A 23884-nucleotide genomic window follows, 5' to 3' on the forward strand; every position below is an offset into this window, starting at 1 on the left:
TCAAACCCAGCCCTGTGAGGTGGCACACATGAGGATCGGCGAGCTGTCCCGGCGCACCGGGGTGAGCCCGAGGCTGCTGCGCTACTACGAGGAACAGGGCCTGCTCGACCCCGTACGGGAAGAGGGCAACGGCTATCGCAGTTACCCGGACAACGCGGTCCGGTGCGTCCAGCAGATCCGAGGGCTGCTCGACTCCGGCCTGTCGACGCGCGCCCTACGCTCGGTCATCCCCTGCCTGCACGGTTCGGTGACTCTCCCGGCCGCCCCGGGGCCGGAACTGACCGCCCTGCTCCGGCGCGAACTGGACCAGCTCAACGAACGCATCGACTGCCTCACCCGCAACCGCGACGCGATCCACGACTACCTCGGACCCCGCTCCTGAGTCCTGCCGCGTCGTCCGAGGAGGCGTTTTGGGAGCTGCCGGGCACGGAGGTCACTCCAGGCCCCTGACCAGCTGCGTGAGTTGGCGCAGGCCGGACGCGAACGCCGGCTCGGAGGTGTTGCCGTATCCCAGGACGAGCCCGTTGTGGGCGGCCTCGGGGAGCAGGGAGTGCTGGGACAGGGGCCGGGGCCATCCGATGGCGGCGGGCGGCACGGTCCAGGGGCTGGTCGGGAGCATCCGGCGGCAGTCGCACGGGCAGGTGCATCCCGCGCTGTCCCGGCCCCGGCAGCCCTCCGGTCAGCGGCTTGCCGCAGAGCCCGCGCTGCTCAGGTCGTAGTGGATGACGCGGGCCGCTCCTTCGATGGTGCCTATGCCGTAGTCCATGGTGCGGCTGCCGGTGGAGAGGACAGCCATGCCGTAGTCGTGACCGCCGCCGGTGAAGGCGCCCACGCTGTTGACCCGCCATCCGCCGGTGGTGCGCGGCAGCCAGCCATTCTTGACGTGCACCGTTGCCGTGGCGGGTGATCCGGCGGGCACCCCCCACTTCTGGCCGGGCGTGACGCGATTCATCAGATCGAGGGCGTAGCCGCGCGACGCGGGGCCGAGCACCGCGTTCTCCGTCGTCAGTAGCTGCATCAGCCGGAGCTGGTCGCCGGCGGTGATCTGGGTGAGTCCCCAACTCTTCCCGGAGCCGGGAACGGTATGCCGCATTTGCGCCAGAGCGAGGAACCTTCTGAAGCCGGCGGCGCCGATCTGGCGCCAGAGGGCCGAGGTGGAGTCGTTGTCCGACTTGGTGATCATGGCGGTGGTCAGTGCCACCTCCCGCGGAGTCAGTTTCCGGTGTGCCTCCTCGGCCTGCCGCAGCAGTGATCCGAGCACTGAAACCTTCACCACGCTGGCGGAGTCGAAATGCGTGTCGGACTTGAGTTCGCAGGTGGTTGCGGTGATCCGGTCGTACAAAGCCAGGGACGATGTTCCCTCTCGCCCGCCGAGAGCACTGGCGATGTCGCGGGAAAGCTCGGAGGCCAGGCCCGGCCTCTTCGAGCTGCAGAAGACCTTCGCGTCCCCCGCCGTGGCACTGGCGGTGTCGGCCGAGGCTGGGGTTGCCATGATCAATACGGTGAGCAAGGAACTTGCGGTCAGGGCAGTGGCCAGAGAGCGCCGCGAGCAGGCCGATATTCGTGATCCATACATGAAGGCTGTGTCCTGTCCCGCTGCGTGTTGAAGGTCACCTTGCCGCGCGTTGTGGGGCCGGCTGAGGGTCGGCTTCCGCTGTGATTGCCGACAATCGCTCAGCCCGGCCGGGCTCCAGCAGATTGCCGCCCCGGTATCTGTCCGGGCTGCGGAGAATCGATGGGTGGGAGTCGGGCTCAGTCGTACCGGATCGAATCCTGAGAATTCACATACCAACGGCGACGATACGTGGCTGGTATTCGAGCATTGTGGACATATGGGGCGAAGTGGGCGGCGGGTGGGCTTTGGTTTCGTGTGATATTCGCCAAAGTGCCCCGGAAGTGACGCCCTCACGACCAGTGAGGTGGCAGGTTGGCTCACGCCCTGCGAGGGACGGGCGCCCGGGTAACGCTACGGGGACGCTGCGGAGACCGGAATCCTCAACGGTCATCGGGCCGGGGTGCCGCCGGGTTCACCGCACGCGCGCTAGACGACGCTACCGCGGGACGGTGAGTGAGCGAGCTGAGCGGTGTGGACTTCGCCCGCCAGGCCCTTCTCGCGGCCCGGGAGGCGGCGAGGAAGAACGGCGGCACCGGCGAGAAGCCGAAGCAGCGCACCGGCACCGCCGTACGGCGCGGCGACTGTGAGCCGCTGGGGCTGGGTGCGGCGATCGGCATGATGATGCCCGAGCGCGGCATGGTCGCCGCAGCCGTCGGCGGAAGCGTCCTCGCTCTTCTCTGCACCATGCCGACAGGTGATCTACTCGGTGTGCAGCACCGAGGAGATGGTCATCCGGGCCGCCGCCCGGGCCGGGACCAGTGCGCCGAGGACTGCGATCGCCATACCCGCCGGAGCATCATGGCCAGCTGCGGCGCGTGCCACACGTCCTTCGTGTATGCGGGGAAGCCGACCACCCCGACATGGTCCACGACGAGGCGATGCGCCACGATCCCGAGCGGGATGCCGAGCAGCCCGCCGATCGCGCCCAGCCCGGCGACCGAGGTCACCGTCATCACCACCACCTCCCGGGGTGTCATCCCGATCGACTTGAGCATGCCCAGGTCCCGGCGTCGCTCACGGGTGTTCAGGAGAACGGTGTTGAAGACACCGAGCGACGCGACGAGCGTCAGCAGCACCGTGAACACCGTCGAGAAGGCGATGACGGTGGCGGTGTCGGCGTTGCCGGAGTCCGTCACCGACGCGTGCAGGCCCGGGTTGAGCGCCGCGACCGCCTCGGCGTAGGTGCACGCGACGGCGCCGGGGGCTACCGCACCGTGTACTCGGTGGCGTGGACGTCCGGCGCGAGTTGGGCGAAGCAATCCCAAGTGATCTCCAGGGCACGGGCGTTGACCTCAATGAGCTGACCCACGACGGTCGCGGTGATCTCCCTGCCGTTCAGCTCCAGCGTGACCCGGTCACCGAGCTTCAGCCCGCGCTGGGTCAGGAATGCCGGCCCGGCCACGATCTCGCCCGCCCCTGCTGGTGCCCGGCCCTTGACGATGGTGTGCTCGTACCAGGAATCGTCGCCACGATAGAAGTCGGCGAAGACGGGCTGGGGCTGCCCGGTCATGTTCACCTGAGACAGCGCGCGGGCCCGTACCCCCTCCGCGCCTGGCAGAGACCGCAACCGTGTCTCGATCTGCGGGTCACTGAGCCGGGGCGGAGTCCGGTCGTTGCCTGGACTGGCTCGGCCGCGGGCTGCTCGCGACGTAAGTCGGCCGCGTCAGCCGGCGAGGCCGCTGCGGTAGACGTGGATGACGAGTTGGACGCGGTCGCGGGCATCGAGCTTGGCCAGCAGCCGGGCGACACGGGTCTTCACCGTGCCCGCGCCGATGTACAGCCGGTCACCACGGGCCAGGGCCTCGACCTGGCCCTGAGCCCGTCTGCGGGGAGGGCCGGCCGGGGGCGTTGGGCGGTCGGTCAGCCCATGTCCGTCAGGAGGGCGTTGAGTTCCTTCTCCTGCTGGGCGGGCGGCATCGGCGGGTTCGAGTGATCGATGCCGAAGGTCCCCAGCACCTTGTCCATCTGAGCGTCGATGGAGGTCCAGCCGGTGTTGTCCAGCGGCTGCAACGACGCCTGGTCTGCGTCCCACAGGTCGCGCAGCGACTGGGCGGCCGCGTGCGCGCCCTTCGCGTTCCCTGAGCGTGCGTCCTTGAGCGAGGTCGAGGCGAGGGTCCGCAGCGCGGAGACCTTGGCAGGCGGGAACTTCTTCACCGCCTCGCCCGGAGCCATCTGGACGGCGGAGGCGTTGTCCTCCTCCGGCGCCGGGCCGGTGTGCGGCTGGCCATGGGCCCAGAGCAGCAGGCCCGTGGTCGCGACGGCGAGCAGTCCGAAGCCGGCCAGCGCGACGCGCTCCTTGCGCGGGTCACCGGTGGCGTGTTCGGCGTGGGCCGCCTCGTAGGTCTCGGTCACGTCCGAGCGCGTCACCGTCAGGTAGATCACCGTCGCCAGGATGAGACCGAGGAAGATCAGGCTGGTGGTGAAGGTGCCCAGCGCGAGACCCGTCGGCTCGCCCGGCTGAGCGACCTTCGGGGACGCGAGCCAGTCGCCGATGTTGGCGCCCAGCGGGCGGGTCAGGATGTAGGCGAGCCAGAAAGACAGCACCGGGTTGGCGCCGAACTTCCACAGCAGCGTGATCGCCGCGATGAGACCGAGCGGCAGCAGCACCGAGGCGCCCGGGCTCCAGCCGGTCAGCTCAAGGGTCCAGTCGCCGGTCGCGGTGCCGAGCGCGAAGGTGACGAGCACGGCGAGCCAGTAGAACAACTCCCGAGGCAGCGTCGTGACCGAGTGGATCGACAGGGTGCGCTCACGCAGCCACCACACGCCGAAGACCACGGCGAGCAGGACCGAGAACACGGCGGAGCTGATCCACAGCGGCACGTTGAGCTGGTCGGTGAGGATGTCGGTGTACAGGGTGCCCGTGACGCTGACAACGACCACGGTCAGCCAGTACGGGAAGGGGACGTATCGCTTCAGCCGCAGCTGAACGGCCAGGACCACCACGAACACCGCGGTGAAGATCCAGGCCGTGTTCACCAGGCCGACGCCCAGCTTCATGTTGATCCAGTCGGCGAAACTCTCCCCGACGGTCGTGCAGAGGATCTTGATCACCCAGAACCAGATGGTGACCTCAGGAACCTTGTTGAGCATGAGATGCCCGCTGCGCGAGCGTGCTTCCGTTGTCGTTGTCATGGAGGGAGATTTACGCAGGGAACCTGCAAGCAACCTGACTACGTGACCGTACGCGCGATCGGCAGTGTCACCTCGACGTGACCGCGGCCGTCCGCGATCGCACGGACCTCCGCACCGGCCGAAGCGGCGATCCGCCTCACCACCGGCAGTCCAAGGCCGTACCCGCCGCTGCCGGTCACCCCCGCCTCGAAGACCCGGTCGACCTCGGCGGGATCGAACCCGGGGCCGTCGTCCAGGACATCGACCACGATGGCGTCGTCCTGGTGGCGCGCGGTGATCCACACTCGGGACTTCGCATGCCGCAGGCCGTTCTCCAGCAGCGGTGACAGCAGTGATACGGCGATGTCGGGCGCCACGGCCACCTCGACCTTGGCCGGAACGGCGATCTCGACCACGCGGCTGCCGATCGCCCGCCGGGCGGCGGAGCGCAGATCGCATCGGGTGCCGTCGTCCGTCCGTGCGCGCGCGGCGCGCAGAATCGTCGTGATCGCCGCGTCGAGGCGGTCGACCTCGCTCAACACCACCTGCGGCCCCACCGGCTCGCCGGACAGCTGGGCCAATTGCGCCTCGGCCCGCAGGACCGTGAGTGGCGTGCGCAGTTCGTGGGCGATCTCGTCGGTGAGCCGGCGCTCGTCCGCCAGTGCGGTGTCGACGCGTTCCAGAAGGCGGTCCAGGGTCTGTCCCAGTTCCCCGAACTCGTCGCGGGGGACGCCGAGGTTGAAACGGCGCCCGGGTTCGTGATGGCCCCAGTCGTCGGCGAGGGCCGCCATCTCGTGCACGACCCGCAGCGCGCGGTGCACCACGAGGTGCGCGACGCCGCCGGCGAGGAGGATGGTGAGGCCGCCCAGGATCAGCGTCAAGGTCAGGCTGCGCTGCTCGGACGTCTCGTAGGGAGTGAGGTCCACCCGGACGATCACCATGGCGTGGTGGCCGTCGATCGGGACCTGGCGCGCGTACAGGAGGTGGTCGCCGACGGTCGCGGTCTGTGATCGCCCCTCGTCCGCCAGCTCCTCCGCGCGCGCGACCACACTCGCCGGTACGTTCCCGTCGATCAGACGGCCGTCGGCATATACCCAGGCGACCTCGTCCAGCGCCTCGCTGTTGTTCTCGGTGAGCACGACACGGCCGCCCTTGGAGCTGACGTTCGCCGCGACCGCCTCGGCGCGCGTACGGGCCAGATCGTGCGCGTCGGCGTCCGTCACCCGGCTCAGCAGCACGTGCGAGACCACGACCAGGATGGCGACCACGGCGGTGGCGATCAGCATGGTGAGCGCGACCACCCTGCTTCGAAATCCCGTCACTGCCATCGGTAGCCCACGCCGCGGACCGTCGCCAGCCGCTCGGCCACACCCAGCGAACCGAGCTTCGTCCGCAGCCGACGCACGTAGGAGTCGAGCGTGTTGTCGCTGACCTGCGCGCCGTGCGGCCAGCCCGCGGCGACGAGGGCGTGGCGCCGTACCACGTCGCCCTGCGAGGCGATCAGGCGGCCCAGGAGCCGGAACTCGGTCGGGGTCAGGCTCACGCTCACCGCGTCAAAGGTCACCATGTGCTTCGCCGGATCGAGGTGGACCTCGTGCGGTGCGGGCGCCACGGTGGCCCGGCGCAGCAACGCCCGGACGCGGACCAGCAGTTCCGGAATGTCGAAGGGCTTGGTCATGTAGTCGTCGGCGCCGGCCTCGAAGCCGCCCACCTTGTGATGCAGGCCGTCCAACGCGGTGAGCATCAACACCGGCACATCGACGCCGCGAGCCCGCAGGGCCAGGCAGACATCGCGGCCGTCGGCGTCCGGCAGCCCGAGATCCAGCACAACCAGCTGGGGCGCCGGTGCGAGCTGCCGCAGCAGGCCGTCGGCCGTCGCGGCAACAGCGACGGTGTGACCGTCGTGCTCCAGGGCACGCTTGAGGACGCCACGGACCGCCGCGTCGTCTTCGCACACCATGATGAAAGCCACGTGCTGACCCTAGATACTCCCGTCCCGGTTCTCCATCTGCCCTGATCAGCCGCCTGACGGTCGTGAAAGGCGCTGCCACCGCACGCCCCCTGCCAGCCCCGCCGTAGCGCACGCAGGTGTCCGTTGCCCGGTCGTCAGCCACCGTCCCGCGGTTCGCCGCCGTGCACGGGCACCAGCACGGTGAACGTGGTCGGACGGCGACCGGTCTGGGTCGGGGCCAGGGCGGCCATGGCGGATACCGCCACGAGAGCGGCGGTGCCACGCTGGTGAACTTCATGGAACGACTTTGTGATCGGTCGGTCGGATTGCTCGGTGATCAACGCACTGACATCGCAGAGGAAGTGACAAATGTCAGCGAAAGCCGTGAGAGATCACTGCAGTCCATGGGCCTGGCGGCGCCTAGCTTGTGAGCAGGGGGCAGGCGCGTCACGCGCTGCACCTCGTACGTACGAACGCGAAGGAGACCGCCATGTCGAATTCTGTCCCTGCCCGGACTCCGACTCCGCCCAGGCCCAGCAGGAGGCAGGTGGTAAGCACGGGTGCGGTCCTCGCCGCCGGTCTCGCGACCGGCCTCGCGATGGCCGCCGCCCCGGCCGCCGCTGCGCCCGGCCGCACGCCGGGTGCGGCACCGTACCCCCGCCCCGAACCGCCGGTGCGGCTCGTTCTGCCGCGACCGACCGGCCACCACGCCATCGGCACTGCAGCTCTGCGTCTCACCGACCGCAGCCGCCGCGATCCCTGGGTGCCCGCGCAGCCGGTGAGGGAATTGATGGTCCAGCTCTGGTACCCGGCCCGCAGCGCTGCCGCACCATCCAGGCCGGGCCTTCCCCAGGCACCCTGGATGACCGCGGAGGCCGCCAAGGTCTTCCAGAAGACGGGCTACCTGCTTGACGGCTATGTCACGCTCCCGGTCACCCACGCCCGTGACTCCGCCGCGGCCGATACCCGCGCGGGCCGGCGCCCGGTGATCCTGTACTCCCACGGGCACGGTCAGCACCGCGCTTCCAGCACGTCGCTGGTCGAGGACCTCGTCAGTCACGGATACGTCGTCGTCACGATCGACCACACCTACGACGCCGGACAGGTCGAGTTCCCCGGCGGCCGGGTCGAGACCTACGCCATGCCGCCTCTGGGCGACGAGGACGACGACCCGGTTGTCGGCAAGGCGGTCGACGTACGGGTCACCGACACCCGATTCGTACTGGAGGAGCTGTCGCGGATCGTACGGTCCCGGCGTTCCGGCGGCCGACCGCTCCCGCACGGTCTCGCCGATGTCCTCGACATGTCCCGGGTCGCAATGTTCGGCCACTCCCTGGGCGGCGCAACCGCGGCCGCGGCGATGGCATCGGGCGTACCGCTGCGCGCCGGAGCGAACCTCGACGGCGCCCTGTTCGGCCCCGTGGTGGACTCCGGGCTGCGCCGGCCGTTCCTCCTGATGAGCGAGGACGCGGACAGCAACCCGAGCTGGGCAAAGGCCTGGCCCCACCTGCGCGACTGGCGCCGCAATCTCCGGCTGACCGGTACGCGGCACTTCTCGTACACCGACTACGAGACCTTCATGCCCCAGGCCGCCGAACGCCTCGGGGCGACCGAGGAACAGCTCGCCGAATTCATCGGCCCGCTCGACGAGGCGCGGGCGATCGACATTCAGCGGCGCTTCCTGCGCGCCTACTTCGACCTCCACCTGCGTCACCAGCCGGCACGGATCCTGGACGGTCCGTCCGCCCATTACCCGGAGATGCGCTTCATCGGCTGACGCCGGACGACGATCACCTTGGTCGCGCAGTCGATGAACCAGGTCACCCACGGACAGACCAGCTCGCCCTCGACGCCCACCTGGACCGGAACCCGCTTGTGATCGCCCTCCCAGACCACGTTGCGGTGAGTGGGCGGACGCTTGGCGAACACGTCATGCGCCCGCCGCGCCTGCTCGCCCTGCCTGAGCCCGGCCCGCTCGCCGGCCGTCAGGTCCCGGCGGATGGCCCCCAAGGCCTCTCCCACCAGCCGGACATGGCGGGACGTCAGCTCACCCCGGGCCTCCAAGCCGAACAGCCGCTGCACCGCAGCCACCCGGCTCACCTCAACCGCACGCACCGCCTGCGCGCGGTGTGCACCAGTTCTGTCGTCGGACATGCCCCAGGTCTCTCACGGGATCTGCAGCCCGCTGACGGGATCCGGCATTGCGATGACAGCGACGAGACGCAGCTGCTACAGCACCTCAGCTGGGCACCCCTCACCTTCGTGCGAAAGCCAAGAGGACAGCAGCACTGAGGCTGGGCCAGCAGGCATAGGTGTTGTTGGCTGCGAGGTTGCCGACAAGGCCTGCACGGCCGACACCGAGACGCTGGTGCCGATTCCCGAGCCGTCGCTCGTCCGGGCGGCCTCAGGCCACGATGCCCTGGCTGGTGAGGGCGACAGGGCGGCTAGAAGCCAGACAACAGGGCAGGCAAGGGACTTGTCCGTTCGGGAACTCGGTCGTGTCTGGTGCGATATGAGTACTAGGTCGCTTCTCTCAACTCCGGCGGGCATGAAGGGCTTCATCGAGGCTCGTAAACTCATGGCGTGGCATTCATGAGCACCCCGCACTGCTGCTTCCTGTGATCGGAAGGCGCTGAGGGCGATGTCGGACGACATCGCCCTCCTAGGCGTGCCCGCTACGCGAACCACTTTCCCGACGCTGCTTGTCCTTCCTGAGGCAGTGACGTTCTGTGCGCGCGTCCAGGCACGGTCTCTTCCCTTCAGCCTTGCCAGGAGTGCCTCGTGCCCGTGTTGCTTCCCCCCGCCCTCGGACTGTTCCTAGACCTGCTGCGCTGCCCGACGTGCCACACGCGCCGCCTGCACCCCGACCGCGGCGCACTGTGCTGTCCGATGGGCCATACCTTTGGCCTTATCGAGCAGTAGCGACGTCGCTTGTCGATGGGTTTGGGAGGCGCCCTGTTCCACGGATGGGTGATGTCGACGAGTTTGGGAGGCACTGGGGTTCTTGCCAGGGCAGCATCGGGGTGCTCCTGGTGAAAGGTGCTGGTCATGCCGCGGATGTCGAAGGTCGAGCTGTACGCGGCGATCCGGCGTGACCACCGTGGCGGCATGTCGATGCGGGAGCTTGAGCGCAAGCATGGTGTGACGTGGCGGACGGTGCGGAAGGCGTTGGATTCGTCCTGGCCGGAGCCGCGTAAGAAGCTGCCTCCGCGGGCGACCGGAGTGGACCGCTACAAGTCGGTGATCGACGAGATCCTGCGGGCGGACCTGGCCGCGCCGCGCAAGCAACGCCACACGGTCACCCGGATCTTCCATCGGCTGGTCGAGGAACACGGCGCCGATGTTTCCTACGGGATGGTCCGCTACTACGTCGCGGCCCGGAAGCCCGAGATCCTGGTCGAGTCGGGCAAGGCGCCGCTGGAGGCGTTCGTCCCGCAGACCCACCAGCCCGGTCACGAGGCGGAGGCTTTGGCGACGTGACGATCCGCCTTGCCGGCGAGCTGGTGACCTGCTACCTGTTCTCCTTCCGTCTGTCGTATTCGGGCAAGGCCGTCCACCGCGTGTTCGCGTCCTGCGGGCAGGAGGCGTTCTTCGAAGGGCACGTCCACGCGCTGCGGACGCTGGGCGGGGTCCCGCGGAGCAAGGTTCGCTACGACAACCTCAAGGCAGCCGTCGCCCGCGTGCTCGGGCTGAGCCGGGCGAGGGCGGAGGCGGACCGGTGGATCGCCTCCAAATCGCACTACGGCATCGAGAGCTTCTACTGCCGCCCAGGCATCGAGGGCGCCCACGAGAAGGGCGGCGTCGAGGGGCAGATCGGCTACTTCCGCCGCAACCACTTCGTCCCGGTGCCCGAGGTGTCGTCGCTGGCCGAGCTGAACGAGATGGTCGAGCAGTGGGACCGGCAGGATGACGCCCGCAGGATCGGCTCGAGGTCCAGGACGATCGCCGAGGAGTTCGCGCTCGAACGGCCGCTGCTGATGCCGCTGCCGGAGGAGCCGTTCGAGACAGGGCGGCTGTTCACCCCTCGGGTCGACCGCTACGGCCAGATCCCGGTTCGCACGAACCGCTACTCGGTCCCCATCCGGCTGATCGGCAAGCGGGTGAGAGTCATCCTTCACGCCTCTCACCTGGTGGTTTATGACCAGAACGTGGAGGTCGCCCGGCACGAGCGGCTGATCGCCAAAGGTGCCGCCCGCCTGGATCTGGACCACTACCTGGAAGTCCTGGTCCGCAAGCCCGGCGCCTTCCCCGGCTCGACCGCTCTCGAACAGGCCCGCTCGGCTGGCAAGTTCACCCCGGTCCACGACGCCTGGTGGACGCAGGCCATGAAGATCCACGGCGAGCGGGACGGCACCCGCGCGCTGATCGAGGTGCTGCTGCTCGGACGCCATATGACGCACGAGCATGTCGTCGCCGGCCTGGCCGCAGCCCTGCGGGCCGGGGCCCTGACCGCGGACGCGGTCGCGCTGGAGGCCCGCAAGGCCGCCCAGGCCGAGACCGAGCCCGCACCGGATGCCCGGCCCCTCGGCCAGACACCGGCGACGGTGACGTCCCTGCACGAGTGGCGCCTGGCGCATCTTCCGCCGGACACCAGGCCGCTGCCCTCGGTGTCCCACTACGACCAATTGCTCCGACGCCGCCGCACCAGCGGCAGCGGCCACCGTGAGGGAGAAGCGCAGTGACCATGCCCCACCAGCGAGGCTTGACCGAGCAGGCCGCCGACGCCGCGATCGACTCCGCCTGCCGCTTGCTGCGGCTGCCGTCGATCCGCAACGAGTTCTCCGACATCGCCGACCGGGCGATCAAGGACCAGATGAGCTACCGCGGCTTCCTCGCCGAGCTCCTGATGGCCGAGTGCGACGACCGGGCCCGCCGCCGGTCGGAACGGCGGATCAAGGCAGCCGGCTTCCCCCGGGAGAAGTCCCTGCGCTCCTTCGACTTCGACGCCAACCCCAACATCGACCCGGCCACCGTCCACACCCTCGCCAGCTGCGAATGGATCAAGAAAAGCCAGCCGCTCTGCCTCATCGGCGACTCCGGCACCGGCAAGTCCCACATGCTCATCGCCCTGGGCACCGAGGCCGCAATGAAGGGCTACCGCGTCCGCTACACCCTCGCCACGAAACTGGTGAACGAGCTGGTCGAGGCAGCCGACGAGAAGCAGCTGAACAAGACCATCGCCCGCTACGGCCGCGTCGATCTCTTGTGCATTGACGAGCTCGGCTACATGGAACTCGACCGCCACGGCGCCGAACTCCTCTTCCAGGTCCTGACCGAACGCGAGGAGAAGAACAGCGTCGCCATCGCCTCCAACGAGTCGTTCGGCGGCTGGACCAAGACCTTCACCGACCCTCGCCTCTGCGCGGCCATCGTCGACCGGCTCACGTTCAACGGCACCATCATCGAGACCGGCACCGACTCCTACCGCCTCGCCAGCACCCGAGCCCGAACCGAACAACCCGCAGCGGGCTGACTCCTCTGAAACCGCTGGACTGCTGGTCAAGGCACCTGTCAGGCTCCGCCTCGTGGAGATTCTCGATGTCCTGACCAGCATGGCGAAGACAGGTCGGCTGGGCCCGGTGTTCAGCGGAGCCGACTGGAACGATGTGACCGCAGCACTCGGCGAGCCGTGGGACATCGGAACAATGAGCCGGAACAGAAAGTGGCCGCGGCTCTTCGCCTATGGAGATCTTGAGCTGAGTGTCTGCCGCTGCCGCAAGGTTTCTCTCATCTGCGTCCAGACCTGGCGTGACGTCGTCGAACTCCCTCCGTCGGTTGTCGGGGGGACGGGCACCTTCCCGGCAGGGCTCAAGCACGCGGACGTCGTTTCCGCCTTGGACAGGGCCGGCTGTTCCTGGAAGCCGCATGCTCCGCTGACCTTCGGCAACCAGTGCGCGCTCACGGCGATCGCGTCAGGAGCGAACTTCACCTTCGAGATCCCCGAGGGCGAGAAACCCGTGCTGAACGTCATGGGCCTGCCTGGCGACGGACACGACTGCTCCGCACGGACCACAGGCCAAGATCACTGACGCGAAGCGTCCTCGGCTACGACGGCCAGCGCACCGACCCGGCGACCGGCTGGCTGCACCTGGGCAACGGCTACCGCGCCTACCACCCAGATCTGATGCGGTTCACCACCCCCGACAGCCTCAGCCCCTTCGGCGCGGGCGGGATCAACCCCTACGCCTACTGCCTCGGCGACCCCGTCAACCGCACCGACCCCACCGGACACCTCCTTGCGGCTCCGCACGGTGATCAGGATGATGAGCCGATTCCGCGCCGTCCCGCCGATCGATGGGAGTCCTGGAGTGGCAAGGTGGAACAGACGCCGTCGTCCGGCAAGGTCGGACCGGCCGCCGCGGGTGCGCATCGGTGACTACGGGCGGTTCGCCCAGGTCGCCTGGCAGGCGGGCCGCGGTCTCACCGTGGTCGCTTTCGGTACGGTCCTGCTCGCCGCGGTCGTTCCGCTGGCCCTGATCTCCGCGATCGGGGCCCTGGTCGAGACGGTTCCCGGCGTGGCCGCCCGAGGACTCGACTCGCCGCTCGGCCGACAGGGACTCGGCTGGGCGGCCCTGGCCGGACTGATCCTCCTGTTGCTCTGGATCGCGGCGGCCCTGCGCACCGCCGCGGCCACCGCCCTGGGCGACCGCATCGACGCCCTGCTGCAACGCGAGCTGATGCGGGCGGTCATGACCCCGACCGGGACCGCTCACCTGGAGGAGCCGGGGACCGTCGACCTGATCAGCGTCGGCCGCGAGACGTTCAGCGGCGCGTGGGGCCGGCCCGGCAGGCTCGTCTCCACCGTCGGCGGACTGGTCGCGGGACGACTCACCCTGTTCGGCGTGTGCGCGCTCCTCGCCGGATTCCATGTGCTCCTCGGGGCCGCACTGCTGATCGCCGCGGTGTGGGCGGCGTACGAGGAGAAGGCGGCCTCGCGAACCGAGGCGGCGCACCACTACGGCGACAGCGAGGGCGCCCGAAGGCTGGAGTACTACTACGCCCTGGGCGTCGAGGCCCCCGCCGCCAAAGAGGTTCGCGTCTTCGGCCTGTCCGGGTTTCTGACCGACCGTTTCCTGCGTACGTGGCGCCGCTCGATGACCGAGGTGATCGGACCGCTGCCGCCGCGCCCGGTCGCCGCCGGTCTCACTCTCGCGGCGGTGGTGCTGGGCGGGCTGACCTGGATCGTGACCGAGGCCGCCCGGGGTCACGCCACGCCGGGAGAGGCCGTGGTGTGGGTCCAGGCGCTGATGACGGGGATCGCCGCCATGCAGCAGTCCTCGTGGATGGGCCTGCAGACGGAGCTGGCGACGGCCACGCTGCGCCGCTTCGACACAGCGGTCGCCACCGTCGCGGAGGCCGAGCCCGGGACGGCCCGGACGCCCCCGTCGGCAGAAGCCCCGGCGGCGACGACACCGCCGACCGCCACCACCGCCGACGCCCCGCGCGGAGACATCCGTTTCGAGAAGGTGTCCTTCGGCTACCCGGGCCGTTCGTCCGACGTCCTCGACCGGCTGGACCTGGAGATCCCTGCGGGCCGCTCGCTCGCGATCGTCGGCGCCAACGGCGCGGGAAAGACGACTCTCGTCAAACTGCTGTGCCGTCTGTACGAGCCCACGGCCGGACGCATCGCCGTCGCGGACGCCGATCTTGCCGACGTGGACGCCGTCGCCTGGCGCCGTCGCATCGCCACCGTCTTCCAGAACTCGCTGCGCTTCGCCCTGCCGGCCCGCGACAACATCGCCCTCGGCGGGCTCGACGCCCCCGCGACCGTGGCCAACGTCCGGGCCGCCGCCGAACGGGCCGGAATCGCCGCGGAGATCGAGGCGCTGCCCCTCGGTTGGGAAACCCCGCTGTCCGCCTCGTACACGGACGGGGTGGATCTCTCCGGCGGGCAGTGGCAGCGTCTGGCGCTGGCCCGGGCGCTGTTCGCCGTTGAGCGGGGCGCCGACCTGCTGATCCTGGACGAACCCGCCGCGCAACTGGACGTGCGCGCGGAGGCCCGGCTGTACGAGGAGTTCATGGAACTGACCCGGGGACTGACCACCGTCGTGATCTCCCACCGCTTCTCCACGGTCCGGCAGGCCCATCGCATCGCCGTGATCGATGCGGGCCGTGTGGCGGAACAGGGCACGCATGACGAACTCATGGCCGCCCAGGGGCAGTACGCCACGATGTTCTGCCTCCAAGCAGCCCGGTTCGACGCTGCCTCGCCGACCGGTCCTGATCAGTGCGGCGCCGACGATCTCGACGCCGAAGCCCGTAGGAAGGAGACGGAGATATGAGGAGGTGGCTGCGTACCTGGCGACTGCTGGTCGACATAGGCCGGGAGGTCGGCATCGGCCTCTGCGCGCTCTTCATCGGCGTTAGCGCGATCTCCCTGGTGGGCCCGCTGCTGCTGGCCCTCGGGCTGCGTCCCCTGGTCGACGGCGCGGCCGCGCACGACGCGGACCAGGTCGCCATGGGAGCCGTTCCGGTCGGCGTCGCGCTGCTGCTGACGGCCCTCGCGCCCCTCGGTTACCGGTGGGCCACCATTCGGATGCGGGAACGGTCGCGCATGGTCGTCCAGCGGCGGGTGCTGACCCTGTCCGCCAAAGCGCCCGGTCTGGAGCACTTCGAGCTGCCCGAGTTCCAGGACCGTCTCCATCTGCTCAAGCGCAACGTCGAGGACCTGGCCGACGGTATGACGCTGGCCGTCATCGGACCGCTGGTGATCGCCCAACTGGCGTTGGTCGCAGGACTGTTGGCCGAGGTGCAGCCTGCGCTCCTGGTCCTTCCCCTGATCGCCCTGCCCGCGACCTGGCTGGCACGGCGGGCCGAGGAGCTGTACGGCCGGGCCGAACTGCGCACCGCGGCGGACCGGCGTACCGCTCAGTATGTCTTCGACCTCGCCGTGGCCTCGGAGTCCGGCCCTGAACTGCGCGTCTACGGACTTGAGGACGAACTCGTACGCCGGCACCGGACGGCCTCCCTCAACCGGCAGCGCGCCACCGAAGCCGCGCTGTTGCGCTCGGTGATCGTGCGCACGGGCAGCTGGCTGCTGTTCGCGGGCGCCTATGTCGCGGCCGTCCTGCTGGTGCTGCGGCAGGCGAGCCGAGGACAGGCCACCGCTGGTGACGTCGCCCTGACACTCGGCCTGGCCTCGGCCGTGGTGGGCGCCGCGGTGACGCTCTCCGGACTGGCCGGGTCCGCGACCCGCACCCGCATCACCGCCGAGCACTACGAGTGGCTGCGCGCTCGCGCGAGGGCGGCCGTCGGCACGGCCCGGCCGCCTGCCGGGCTGACCCGAGGCATCGTCGTGGAGAACCTTGCGTTCTCGTATCCCGGCACTGGGCGACAGACGCTGTCCGAGGTCTCGCTCCGGCTGCCCGCCGGGGCCGTCGTCGCCCTCGTGGGAGAGAACGGCGCGGGCAAGACCACCCTCGTCAAGCTGCTGTGCGGCATGTACCGGCCGACCGCCGGACGGATTCTGCTCGACGACACCGACCTGGCGGACATCGAATCGCACGCCTACCGCGAGCACATCACCGCCGCGTTCCAGGACTTCGCGCGCTTCGAGCTGCCGGTGCGCGAGAACGTGGGCGTGGGAGACCTTGACCGGATGACGGACCCGGCGGCCGTGCGCGCAGCCCTGGCGGGCGCCGGGGCGCGCTTCGCCGAGCAACTGCCGGAGGGGCTTGAGACCCCGCTCGGGGGAGGCTGGCGGGGCGGGGTGGAACTGTCCGGCGGGCAGTGGCAGAAACTCGCGCTCGCCCGCTCAATGATGCGCCGCCGCCCGCTGCTCACGGTCTTCGACGAGCCGACGGCCAGCCTGGACCCGGGCACCGAACACGCCTTGTTTGAGCAGGTAGCCGCCGAGGCACGGCTGGGCAGGGCCGACGGCCGGGTTACCCTGCTGATCTCCCACCGCTTCTCGACCGTGCGCATGGCCGATCTGATCGTGGTGCTCAAGGACGGCCGGATCGCCGAGTGCGGCGGCCACGACGAGCTCATCGCGGGAAAGGGGCTCTACGCCGAGCTGTACGCCCTGCAGGCCGCCGCGTACGGAGACTGACCCGGCACGCATGGGGCGTGTGCACTCATGGACCGTGTGGCCGAGCGACGACGGCCCCGTCCTCGTTGGACGGACCGTCACCGTCGTACGGTCAGAAGAGTTCCAGGAGTTCGGTCAGGGACGTGACGGACGGGACCTGTTCCGTCGCCGCCGTCCGGCACAGCGCCCGACCCTCGTATCCCCGCGCCATCGCCGCGGAGACGAAGTCCGGGAGGTCAGCTTGTTTTTTATCTACCAGAATGTGCCAGGTCTACCGATGGCTCGGCCTAGGCCGAAGGTCGGGGTGTTCGGCGGTGGTTGGAAGAACGAGCATGGAGACGTGACGCCTCCTCCCTTTGACATTGATGTCTTCCTCAGTCAGCCGCTCACCGCGCGCATCGCTACCGATGGACCGAGCGTGCGGCCTGTGTGGTTTCTGTGGGAGGAGAGCGCCTTCTGGGTTTTGACCGGGCCGTGGACCAAGCTGTTTCACCGGGTGAGCGCGGATGCGCAGATCGCTCTTGTGGTGGATGTATGTGACATCGATACGGGGCTTGTCCGCCAGGTCATCGCCCGTGGACGTGCCGAACTCGTTCCCTTCGACGTTCCGCGTGGGCGTCGCAAGTTGGTCCGCTATCTGGGCACGGATGAGTCCCGCTGGGATTCACGCTTCGTCCGCTACCTGCATGATGATCCTGAACATCGCGGCACGGTGTGGCTGCGGCTGACCCCCTCGTCCCTGACAGCCCACGATCTGAGCTATACGGCCACTCGCTGAGCTTGCTCACTCTGTGTCTACCAGGATCTGCCGGGTCTGCCGATGGCCTTGAGGGGCGCCTTCCTGTCGAACCGAACCGACAGCAGACTCACTGCCCTCGCTCCATCACCGCTCCGAAAACGGTGCACTTCCTCCGTGCAAGGTGGCGCACGTTCACCGGCACCATGCCGAACTGCACCGCCAAGGCCGGCCGGTGGCCTGCGGAGCGGGGCGCGAGTGACCTCCGTACGAGTTCTGAGTCTTCCCGCTCACGAACGGAACCGGAGGAATCGACGGGTGCCGCCCTGGGAATCGACGCGCTCGCCCCGGGCGAAACTTGCCCACGCCGCGCGCAGGAGGCGGCCATCCTCATGAACATCGTTCCACGAAGACCCCTTGATCAACTCTGCCTTCTCCCAAGCCGTTTCGTCGCCGAAGAGAAGCGGAAGGTCTATCGTGTGGGCCGCGCCGATGGGGTTGCCTGCCACGGACCAGGACAGGACATACCTGCTCGCCCGTCCGCCGGCCCGGCGGTGACGTCGGGCGAACCTGCGAGCCCCCCGTGAATACACCGCCCAGGTGCAGAAGGCCACGACGCCGCGTTCGAGGACGCGGCCGACGAGAGGCATCCGGAACCAGCGGGCCAGTCCGGGGAGAGCCGGGAGGAACAGTCGCGCTTCTTCGGAGGTGCTGCCGATGAGCACGTCGATGCGGGGAGCCGTGTTCCTCCATGCGGCGTCGACATCGCGCTCCGCCGGGAGGGGCGGGTATCCGTACTGCGGAGCGATGGGCATCCCGCCCTTGAGGCCGAACGGCACGCCCGCGCGGATGACGTCGGCCTGCACGTCAGCAATCGCCGAGAGCGGTGCCGTGGCCCGGATCGTGTTCGCGCGCCGGGAGAGGGCACGGTTGAGCTTCACGCGGCCACGCATGATGCCGAGAGGCGCGCTCTGGATGATGGCTCGTGTGAACAGGGAGGCTGCGTTCTCCGTCGCCATGAGTTCGACCAGGGCAGCGGCTCCGGCCGACTGCCCGAACGCGGTGACGTTGTGCGGATCACCTCCGAACGCGGAGATGTTCCGCCGGATCCAGCGGAACGCCTCCCTCTGGTCGAGCAGACCGAGGTTCGCCCTCGGGCCGCTCTCCGACTGGATGAATCCGAGAAGCCCCAGGCGGTAGGTGACCGTGACAACGACGACATCCTGCTCGGCGACCAAGGACGCCGGGTCCATCACCGCGAGGTCACCGGCTCCCGTGACATAGCCGCCCCCGTGGATCCAGACCATGACCGGAAGCAGATCCGGACTCGACCGGGCCGGCATCGTGATCGACAGATGCTGGCAGTGTTCATCGGTGGGCAGAGCGCGCGGATCGGCTCCGAACATTGTGTCGGCGATGGGATCCGCGGGCTGGGGGCACATCGGCGACCAGCCCCGTGCACTGAACGGTTCGGCGCGGTCGTCGAGAGGGCGGGGTGCCTCGAAACGCGCCGCAGTGGCGTACGGGATACCCGTGGCGCGGACGACGGCGCCGTCGCGCCATCCGATCACCGGACCGCTCGGAGGCCGGAAGAGGGGCTCGGTGGCCGACTGCGGCGTCGGGCCCGCGCTCATCGCACCGCTCGCACGCGGAAGATGACGAAGCCGCCGGTGACGGCGACGGCAGCGGCGACGGTGTAGAGAACGGAGTACGACTGTGCGGTAATCGCGAGAATGCCTGGCGCGATGGCCGGAGCGAGCGCCTGGGGCAGGGTCGACGCCGTATTGAAGATGGCGAGATCGTTCGCGGCGTCGTCGGGGTTCGGAAGAACGTCTGTCGCCAGCGCCAGGTCCACGGCGGTGTAGCCGCCGTAGCCGATGCCGCCGAGAACCAGCCCGATGTAGAACAGGGGCAGGTCGTTCGCGCCCGCGATGAGGAGGAGGGCACCCGCAGTGATGAACGCCGCAGTGATCACGAAGACCTTCCGCCGTGCCAGCTTGTCGGAGAGTCGCCCTGCCACGACGCTGGAGACGATCGTGGCGGCTCCCAGGAGAAGGGTTCCCGTCAGCACCTTTCCCGGCACGTCGTCAGCTGCTGTCCCCAGGTGACTGATCAGGTAGAACGCCTGGTAGGTCGTCAGGAACGCGTAGGCCAGCTGGAGCAGGAAGCGGCTGAGGTAGGCCCAGCCGAAATCGGGGTGGCGGCGGGGGCTCACCCAGAAGGTGGAGACCACCATGGCGGTGGTCAGTTTCGGGAACGGGGCGTCGTTCGACGAAGGCCGGTCGTTCATCAATGCCGCGAAGAGCGCGAGGAGGATGGCGCCGACGACGGCCGGCACGACGAACATGCCGCCCGAATTGCTCGGGAGGAGAGCCACGATCACGGAGCCGACCACCAGGGCCCCGACGGTTCCGAGGCCCAGGAACGCCGACACCAGACCGCGTTGCCGGACCGGCACCCGGTCTGACATCACGGCCAGCAGGGCCGCGACGCAGGAGCTGCCCGACACCGACACGACGGCGTAGCCGATCGTCAGGCCGACGATGCTCGGCACCAGCGCCATGACAAGGGCTCCGGCCAGGAGGCCGATCGACCCGAGAACGATCCAGGGGCGACGCCGACCGAACCTCGAACGGGTGCGATCGCTGAGGCGCCCGATGACGGGGAGCGCCAGCACTTGAAGGATGAGGCCGAGGGCCAGAACGGTTCCGAGCGCACCCGGGGCCTCGTCGGCCGGCACGGAGGCGTTGATCCGTAGCGCGAGACTCTCCAGAGACGGCGTGAGCAGTACCAGGAGTGCGCCGAACGATGCCAAGGCGTAGATGAGGACGAACCCCGCGCTCACCGTCGGCGACGCGCCGGGACGCTGTGCGTCGTGGGTCGTGCTCCGGCCGCTCAGGGGGTGCGGACTCTTGGCGGGCGGGACAACGAGTTGCGGCGGGCCTTCATTGAGGTGATTCATGGCTCTCTCGTCCTCGGAAGCAGACACTGACACGTGGCCGCGCTTATACGTATCAGCGCTGAAACGTATAAGCACAGTACAAGCCGCCCTTCGTGCCGACAACTCCGCTCGGTACGATTGGCGCGAGAACCGCATCCGATGACAAGGCGCTCAATGGGAACTGCTCGGGTCACGGCAAGGCAGGTGGCGGAGGCGGCCCAGGTGTCGCAGGCCACCGTCAGCTACGTGCTGAACAACAAATCACTGACACGGATCCCGGAGGAGACCCGGCGCCGCGTCCTCGAGGCCGCCCGCGAGCTGAACTACACCCCCTCCGCAGCCGCCCGCGCACTGCGTCTCGGGCGGTCGGACATCGTACTGATCGTGCTCCCCGACTGGCCTTTGGGGTACGCCATGTCGGGATTTGTGGACGGCCTCACTGAGCAGCTCGAACAGCTGAACCTCCAGCCGGTCATCCGCCGGCTGAAACAGGGGATGCCCGTCGGCGAGCTGTGGCAGGCGATCATGCCCGCGGCTGTCCTGCTCTTGGACGACGTGGGCAGGGACGAGCGGTCATCGATGGAGAGCACCGGCATCTTCGTCGCCCAGGGGCTCCTGTGGGACGAGGAGCACACCGACAACCCGCTGCTCGCGCGCGGCAGCCTCGTGGGCGCGCTCCAAGTTGAGCATCTGGCCGCACGAGGGCACCGGAGAATCGGGTTCCTCGCACCCAGAGCCGAACACGACCGGCTCTTCCGCCGGTTGCGGATCGAGGGGGCCGAGGCGGCGTGTCTCGACCTCGGTCTGGACCGGCCCCACGTCGAGAGCACCGACCTCACGCCGAAAAGCGTCGCGGCCGCGCTCCGGCGCTGGTGGGACGTCACTGCCGACGATCGTGTGACCGCCGTGTGCGTCTACAGCGACGACTACGCCTTCGCCCTCCTGAGCGCCATGCGCCGCCTCGGCATCTCGGCGCCGGAGGACCTCGCCGTGATCGGTGCCGACAACATCCCGATCAGTCTGTTCACCGACCCGCCACTGACGACCATCGATCACAACCAGGACGTGCTCGTCGCCCACCTGGCCCGCGTCATCGTGTGCGGCATCCACGGCGACAGACCACCGGCCACGCCCCCGTTGCATCCCACCCTCGTCATCCGGGAAAGCGCCTGACGGAGCCCCTCCGTGCACGGTCGCGAGCCGGGCGAGGACATCTTCGCGTGTGGCTTCCCGCAGGTGGTCACGGCGAGTCGCCATTCGAGCAGCGCCGGCCGGAATCGCTCGGACCAGTCCTCAACGCCGTCGTGCTCCGGACCACGAAGGACGTCGACGTCACCGTCCAGGCGCTCCGCGCCGAGGGCCGTGAGATCCGGGAGGAGGTCATCGCCCGGATCTCCCCGCTCAGGCACCGCAACCTGAACCTCCTCGGCCGCTACGGTTTCACCGCCTCGGCCCCGGCAACCGACGCCCTGCGCCCGCTGCGCGATGCGGGCGCCCCGACTTGGACAAGGACGACGAGCGGGGGTAACACGCCACGCATTCTTCGGCTCAGGGCGCGCGGGGGACACCATGGCGCAGGCCGTCGAGGAGGAGGCCGGTGATCTGGCGGGCTTCGTCGATCCATCCCTCACTCACGCGCATGGCGCAGATGCCGCCCAGAGCCCGCAACAGGGTGGGGCCGGTAACGTCACCGCGGACGGTGCCGGCCGCGGCGCCGGCGTCGAGCAGCCGCGTCAGCGCATCGCCCATGCGGGTACGGGCGTCCTCGAAGACCGGCGAGTCGGTCGCCATGATGCTCTCCAGCGCGACGGACATCCCCTTGCCCACGGCGGCGTGGTCCACGAGCAGGAGCAGGAAGCGACCCAGGGCCTCCTCGGGGCTGTGGTGGTCCAGCAGGTGCTCCGGCGACGCGCACAGGTCGTCTACCTCTTTGCGGTAGACCTCTTCGATCAGCGCCTCGCGGGTTTCGAAGTGGCGGTAGAGCGTTCCGACGGCGACCCCGGCGCTGCGGGCGATCTCCTCCACGTGCGCCTCGGTGTCCCCGGCAAGAAACGCGTCACGGGCCGCAGACAGCAGCGCCTCGCGATTGCGGCGCGCGTCGGCGCGCAGTGGGCGTGATGGGCGTGATGCCGACAAGGAATCCTCCATAAGGTGAGTCCGGTTCCGGTTGCGTGTATCGTTTCCGGAGTCAGGTTCACCTTACGGAAGGGACTTCCCATGCCGATCATCGGTGAGGGTCTGGACGGCCTGCGAGTCCTGGTCACCGGCGGGAGCCGGGGCCTGGGCGCGGCCACCGTGCGTCGGTTCGTCGATGCGGGCGCGACCGTGCTGACGGCCTCCCGCAGCCGGCCGGAGAAGGACAGCGGCGCCACATTCCTGCCGGCGGACCTCTCGACGCAGGAGGGTGTGGCCGAACTCGGCCGCCGCATCATCGACCATGTGGGCGGCGTGGACGTGCTCGTGAACAACGCCGGCGCGGCGAGCGCCCCGGCGCCGACCCTGGGCCGTTCGGACGCGTCCTGGCAGGCCGACCTGGACATGAACCTTCTGAGCGCTGTGCGCCTGGACCGGGCCCTGGTGCCGAGAATGGTCGAGCAGGGATCCGGCGTCGTCGTGCACGTCTCCTCGATCGCCAGCCGACTGCCCCAGCGCAACGAAGCCTCCTATGCCGCCGCCAAGGCCGCGCTCAACACCTACAGCCGCGAACTGGCCACCGAGGTCGGTGAACACGGGGTGCGTGTGCTCTGCGTCCTGCCCGGCTTCGTCGTCACCGACGGCGCCGCCGCCCACCTCCGGCACATGGCCGAGAAGCAAGGCGTATCCACGGACGAGGTCACGCGGCAGATCGTGGACCACCTGAAAGTCCCCATGGGGCGTCCCGGGGACCCCGAGGACATCGCCGAGATGATCGCCTTCCTTGCCTCCAGCCGCGCGAAGTGGCTCACCGGAGCACAGTTCCGCGTCGACGGCGGCATCCTCCCGACCGTCTGAGCATCAACCGGCACGAAGAACAGGACCACCACCATGCCCATCACCCTGACTTCCGTGATCATCGACGCCGCCGACATCGAGACGGAGGGCCCCTTCTGGCACCGACTGCTCGGCGGTTCGATCACCCGCACGCCGACCCACCACTTCATCCAGGCCCCCGGTTTGCCTGTGGTAGTCGTTCAGTCCTCCCCCGGACACCTCACCCCGAACTGGCCCGACGGCACCTCCCAGCAGATGCACCTCGACTTCGGCGTCGAGGACCTCGCGACCGCCGACCGCACCGCCACCGACGCCGGTGCCACCCGATTGCGGCCCGTGGAGGAGGCGACTCCCGAAACCCGGACCGGCAGCCGCGTCTACGCCAGCCCCGCCGGACATCCCTTCTGCCTGCGCACGGCCTGAGCTTGCCGTTTAAGAAGCCGTTTCTTATGGCTTGATCGTTCGTTGAGTTGTGCATGGCGAATCTGGTTGAGCGGCTGGTGCCGGATGAGTTGTGGATGCTGTTCCGG

At 69.1% G+C, this 23884-nt stretch carries 22 protein-coding genes and 2 pseudogenes; 13 read left to right on the plus strand and 11 right to left on the minus strand.

Features of this window, described 5'->3' with window-relative positions; genetic code table 11:
- Positions 1-28: 28 nt before the first annotated feature.
- Positions 29-382, plus strand: coding sequence for a MerR family transcriptional regulator (locus ACGF8B_RS25860; RefSeq protein WP_392742892.1), 354 nt, complete (start codon positions 29-31; stop codon positions 380-382).
- 51 nt (positions 383-433) lie between these two features.
- Here ACGF8B_RS25860 and ACGF8B_RS25865 read toward each other — a convergent pair whose 3' ends face one another.
- The 7 genes from ACGF8B_RS25865 to ACGF8B_RS25895 form a co-directional block, all read right to left on the minus strand.
- Positions 434-619 carry a hypothetical protein gene (locus tag ACGF8B_RS25865; protein ID WP_392742895.1) on the minus strand — a complete coding sequence of 62 codons (186 nt, stop codon included), beginning with the start codon at positions 617-619 and terminating at the stop codon, positions 434-436.
- A gap of 60 nt (positions 620-679) precedes the next feature.
- Positions 680-1492 (minus strand): serine hydrolase, encoded by an 813-nt coding sequence (locus ACGF8B_RS25870; protein WP_392742897.1) that lies wholly within the window; start codon positions 1490-1492, stop codon positions 680-682.
- Positions 1493-2343: 851 nt separating this feature from the next.
- A complete protein-coding gene (locus tag ACGF8B_RS25875) occupies positions 2344-2751 on the minus strand; it encodes an FtsX-like permease family protein (protein WP_392742900.1) in 408 nt (135 codons plus the stop codon).
- Between the two features lie 68 nt (positions 2752-2819).
- The gene (locus tag ACGF8B_RS25880; RefSeq protein ID WP_392742902.1) at positions 2820-3125 is read right to left on the minus strand and encodes a hypothetical protein; all 306 of its coding nucleotides are present in this window, start codon (positions 3123-3125) and stop codon (positions 2820-2822) included.
- A gap of 350 nt (positions 3126-3475) precedes the next feature.
- Complete coding sequence (locus tag ACGF8B_RS25885) at positions 3476-4747, minus strand: hypothetical protein (protein ID WP_392742905.1); 1272 nt, start codon at positions 4745-4747, stop codon at positions 3476-3478.
- Between the two features lie 38 nt (positions 4748-4785).
- Entirely contained in the window at positions 4786-6054 is a 1269-nt protein-coding gene (locus ACGF8B_RS25890; protein WP_392742908.1) for a sensor histidine kinase, read from the minus strand.
- A complete protein-coding gene (locus ACGF8B_RS25895) occupies positions 6045-6698 on the minus strand; it encodes a response regulator transcription factor (protein ID WP_342281157.1) in 654 nt (217 codons plus the stop codon). The genes ACGF8B_RS25890 and ACGF8B_RS25895 overlap by 10 nt, the downstream gene beginning before the upstream one ends.
- A 526-nt stretch (positions 6699-7224) precedes the next feature.
- Here ACGF8B_RS25895 and ACGF8B_RS25900 point away from each other — a divergent pair.
- Complete coding sequence (locus ACGF8B_RS25900; RefSeq protein WP_392742911.1) at positions 7225-8454, plus strand: alpha/beta hydrolase family protein; 1230 nt, start codon at positions 7225-7227, stop codon at positions 8452-8454.
- Here the strand turns inward: ACGF8B_RS25900 and ACGF8B_RS25905 are convergent.
- The gene (locus tag ACGF8B_RS25905) at positions 8427-8831 is read right to left on the minus strand and encodes a hypothetical protein (protein WP_392742914.1); all 405 of its coding nucleotides are present in this window, start codon (positions 8829-8831) and stop codon (positions 8427-8429) included. The two genes, ACGF8B_RS25900 and ACGF8B_RS25905, sit on opposite strands and share 28 nt — an antisense overlap.
- 903 nt (positions 8832-9734) lie before the next feature.
- Between ACGF8B_RS25905 and istA the strand changes: the two are divergent.
- The 7 genes and pseudogenes from istA (at position 9735) to ACGF8B_RS25940 (ending at position 17485) form a co-directional block, all read left to right on the plus strand.
- Positions 9735-11359: pseudogene (gene istA / locus ACGF8B_RS25910) on the plus strand (IS21 family transposase).
- Positions 11356-12150, plus strand: a complete 795-nt coding sequence (istB, locus tag ACGF8B_RS25915; RefSeq protein ID WP_392742917.1) for an IS21-like element helper ATPase IstB — start codon at positions 11356-11358, stop codon at positions 12148-12150. Before istA ends, istB begins: the two are co-directional and overlap by 4 nt.
- 52 nt (positions 12151-12202) lie before the next feature.
- Positions 12203-12706 (plus strand): hypothetical protein, encoded by a 504-nt coding sequence (locus ACGF8B_RS25920; protein ID WP_392742983.1) that lies wholly within the window; start codon positions 12203-12205, stop codon positions 12704-12706.
- On the plus strand, positions 12703-13053 hold the full coding sequence (locus tag ACGF8B_RS25925) for an RHS repeat-associated core domain-containing protein (RefSeq protein ID WP_392742977.1): 351 nt from the start codon (positions 12703-12705) through the stop codon (positions 13051-13053). The genes ACGF8B_RS25920 and ACGF8B_RS25925 overlap by 4 nt, the downstream gene beginning before the upstream one ends.
- Complete coding sequence (locus ACGF8B_RS25930) at positions 13040-14959, plus strand: ATP-binding cassette domain-containing protein (protein WP_392742920.1); 1920 nt, start codon at positions 13040-13042, stop codon at positions 14957-14959. The genes ACGF8B_RS25925 and ACGF8B_RS25930 overlap by 14 nt, the downstream gene beginning before the upstream one ends.
- Entirely contained in the window at positions 14956-16728 is a 1773-nt protein-coding gene (locus ACGF8B_RS25935; protein WP_392742923.1) for an ABC transporter ATP-binding protein, read from the plus strand. The genes ACGF8B_RS25930 and ACGF8B_RS25935 overlap by 4 nt, the downstream gene beginning before the upstream one ends.
- A 340-nt stretch (positions 16729-17068) precedes the next feature.
- Entirely contained in the window at positions 17069-17485 is a 417-nt protein-coding gene (locus ACGF8B_RS25940; RefSeq protein ID WP_392742980.1) for a pyridoxamine 5'-phosphate oxidase family protein, read from the plus strand.
- A 248-nt stretch (positions 17486-17733) separates the two neighbouring features.
- Here the strand turns inward: ACGF8B_RS25940 and ACGF8B_RS25945 are convergent, their stop codons facing one another.
- Positions 17734-19077, minus strand: coding sequence for a carboxylesterase family protein (locus ACGF8B_RS25945; RefSeq protein ID WP_392742925.1), 1344 nt, complete (start codon positions 19075-19077; stop codon positions 17734-17736).
- A complete protein-coding gene (locus ACGF8B_RS25950) occupies positions 19074-20540 on the minus strand; it encodes an MFS transporter (RefSeq protein ID WP_392742928.1) in 1467 nt (488 codons plus the stop codon). The genes ACGF8B_RS25945 and ACGF8B_RS25950 overlap by 4 nt, the downstream gene beginning before the upstream one ends.
- Before the next feature lie 18 nt (positions 20541-20558).
- Here ACGF8B_RS25950 and ACGF8B_RS25955 point away from each other — a divergent pair, with 18 nt between their 5' ends.
- Together ACGF8B_RS25955 and ACGF8B_RS25960 are read left to right on the plus strand one after the other, a co-directional pair.
- Entirely contained in the window at positions 20559-21557 is a 999-nt protein-coding gene (locus ACGF8B_RS25955; protein ID WP_392742930.1) for a LacI family DNA-binding transcriptional regulator, read from the plus strand.
- Positions 21558-21661: 104 nt separating this feature from the next.
- Positions 21662-21883 (plus strand): annotated as a pseudogene (locus ACGF8B_RS25960) (Tn3 family transposase); the annotation flags it as partial.
- Positions 21884-21932: 49 nt separating this feature from the next.
- Here the strand turns inward: ACGF8B_RS25960 and ACGF8B_RS25965 are convergent.
- Complete coding sequence (locus tag ACGF8B_RS25965) at positions 21933-22532, minus strand: TetR/AcrR family transcriptional regulator (protein WP_392742933.1); 600 nt, start codon at positions 22530-22532, stop codon at positions 21933-21935.
- Between the two features lie 69 nt (positions 22533-22601).
- Between ACGF8B_RS25965 and ACGF8B_RS25970 the strand changes: the two genes are divergently transcribed.
- Positions 22602-23375 carry an oxidoreductase gene (locus tag ACGF8B_RS25970; protein WP_392742935.1) on the plus strand — a complete coding sequence of 258 codons (774 nt, stop codon included), beginning with the start codon at positions 22602-22604 and terminating at the stop codon, positions 23373-23375.
- Positions 23376-23408: 33 nt separating this feature from the next.
- Positions 23409-23777: a VOC family protein gene (locus tag ACGF8B_RS25975; RefSeq protein WP_392742938.1), complete on the plus strand. Its 369-nt coding sequence runs from the start codon at positions 23409-23411 to the stop codon at positions 23775-23777.
- The last annotated feature ends 107 nt before the right edge of the window (positions 23778-23884 follow it).

The sequence above is a fragment of the Streptomyces sp. NPDC047917 genome, from assembly GCF_043204345.1.
Lineage (GTDB): Bacteria > Actinomycetota > Actinomycetes > Streptomycetales > Streptomycetaceae > Streptomyces > Streptomyces sanglieri.